Below are 1753 nucleotides of genomic sequence, written 5' to 3' on the forward strand. Positions count from 1 at the left end.
CGCCGCCGCTCCCCCGTTGCCGCCCGAGGCGGCGGACGACCCGCCGTTGTTGCTGGCGTTGCCGTTGCCGGTGCCGTTCGATCCGCCGTTGCCGCCGCGACCGCGACGGTTGGACGAGCTGTTGCCGCCGTTGCCATTGCCGTTGGACGCACCCGCGGTGCGATGACGCACGACCGGGTCGTGGTGCACGATCACGCCGCGCCCGGCGCAGACCTCGCACGCCTCGCTGAACGTCTCGAGCAGGCCCAGGCCGAGCTTCTTGCGCGTCATCTGCACGAGACCGAGAGACGTCACCTCGGCGACCTGGTGCTTCGTCCGGTCGCGGCTCAGGCACTCGATCAGGCGGCGCAGCACGAGGTCGCGGTTGGACTCCAGCACCATGTCGATGAAGTCGACGACGATGATGCCGCCGATGTCGCGCAGGCGCAGCTGCCGAACGATCTCTTCGGCCGCCTCGAGGTTGTTCTTGGTGACCGTCTCTTCGAGGTTGCCGCCCGAGCCGACGAACTTGCCGGTGTTGACGTCGACGACGGTCATGGCCTCGGTGCGGTCGATGACCAGCGAGCCGCCCGAGGGCAGCCACACCTTGCGGTCCAGCGCCTTCTCGATCTGCTCGGTCACGCGGAAGGCGTCGAAGGGGTCCTGATCGCCCTCGTACTTCTCGACGCGCTCGAGCAGGTCGGGCGCGACGCCCTTGAGGTAGCTCGAGATCGTCTGCAGCGCCTCGTCGCCCTGGATGAGCATGCGCGTGAAGTCCTCGTTGAAGACGTCGCGGACGATCTTGACCAGAAGGTCGGGCTCGGAGTGCAGCAGAGCGGGAGCCTGGATGGTCTTGACCTGGCTCGACACGTGCTCCCACTGCGAGGTGAGGCGCTGGACGTCGAGGGTCAGTTGCTCCTCGGTGGCCCCCTCGGCCGCCGTGCGCACGATGACGCCGGAGGACTCGGGCAGGACCTCTTTGAGGATCTTCTTCAGGCGGGCGCGCTCGGTGTCGGGGAGCTTGCGCGAGATGCCGTTCATGGTGCCGTTCGGCACGTAGACGAGGTAGCGGCCGGGCAGCGAGATCTGGCTGGTCAGGCGCGCGCCCTTGTGGCCCACGGGATCCTTGGTGACCTGCACCAGCACCCGGTCGCCCGACTTGAGGGCCAGCTCGATCCGGCGCGGCTGGTTGTTGGTCTCGACGCCGTCCCAGTCGACCTCGCCCGAGTACAGCACGGCGTTGCGCCCGCGACCGATGTCGACGAAGGCGGCTTCCATGCTGGGCAGGACGTTCTGCACGCGACCGAGATAGACGTTGCCGATCAGCGAGGCGTCCTGATTACGGGCGACGTAGTGCTCGACGAGCACGTTGTCTTCGAGCACCGCGATCTGGATGCGACCGCTCTTCGAGCGCACGACCATGACGCGGTCGACGGCCTCGCGGCGCGCGAGGAACTCGGCTTCGGTGACGACGGGACGACGACGACCGGCCTCGCGACCGTCGCGTCGACGCTGCTTCTTGGCCTCGAGACGGGTCGAGCCCTTGATGCGCTGAGGCTCGGTGATGACCTCGACCGCGCGCTGACGCACGGGGGCGGCGGGCGCCTCGGCGGGCTCGTCCGCGGGAGCGGTGGCTCCCCCGCGACGGCGGTTGCGGCGACGGGCGTTGGCCGAGCCGCGCTCAGCGGGGCCCTCGTCGTCGCGGTCGTCGCGGTCCCACGCGTCGTCGCGCGCGGGCAGCGCCGGAAGCTCGGGCGCGTAGAAGTGCAGCGCC

At 69.5% G+C, this 1753-nt stretch carries 1 protein-coding gene; it reads right to left on the minus strand.

What is annotated here, in order from left to right:
* Positions 1 to 1749 (minus strand): Rne/Rng family ribonuclease (locus DBR36_RS14225; protein ID WP_258222869.1); only part of this gene is annotated, 1749 nt, incomplete at its 3' end.
* Positions 1750 to 1753 lie beyond the last annotated feature (4 nt).

Source organism: Microbacterium sp. HMWF026 (genome assembly GCF_003061325.1).
GTDB classification, from domain to species: domain Bacteria; phylum Actinomycetota; class Actinomycetes; order Actinomycetales; family Microbacteriaceae; genus Microbacterium; species Microbacterium testaceum_E.